1 protein-coding gene is annotated in these 433 nt (G+C 49.2%); it reads left to right on the plus strand.

Features of this window, described 5'->3' with window-relative positions:
• Nucleotides 1-433, plus strand: a 433-nt coding sequence (locus AB4583_RS20175) for an IS66 family transposase zinc-finger binding domain-containing protein (protein ID WP_372119082.1), incomplete at both ends; no start/stop codon positions are given.

The raw sequence follows: 433 nt of genomic DNA on the forward strand, positions 1-433 counted from the left end.
GAATGTGAAGCCGTTAAAGAGGACGAGGTTGAGGTGACAACCACGACCACAACGAAAAAGCGCGGTAAACGTAAATCTCTGCCTAAGACCTTGCCTCGTGAGGTTATCGAACTTGATGTAGACGACCATGAAAAGCAGTGCGCTTGCTGCAATCATAGCCTGCATAAAATCGGGGAAGACCGCAACGAGAAGCTAGAGTTCACGCCAGCGGTACTCAAAGTGTTGGAATATGTTCGTCCTAAGTACGCTTGCCGCCAGTGCGAGAAAACAGGCGACAGCAGCCGAATCGTTCAGAAGCCATCCCCTCAGAGCCTCATCCCTAAAAGCTTCGCCACAGAAAGTTTGCTGACCAACATCATTCTTGGAAAATACCAATACGCGATGCCACTTTATCGTCAAGAATCGCTGTTTACCCAGTCGGGTATCGAGCTAT

The sequence above is a fragment of the Vibrio sp. 10N.222.49.C12 genome (assembly GCF_041475025.1).
GTDB lineage: Bacteria > Pseudomonadota > Gammaproteobacteria > Enterobacterales > Vibrionaceae > Vibrio > Vibrio crassostreae_C.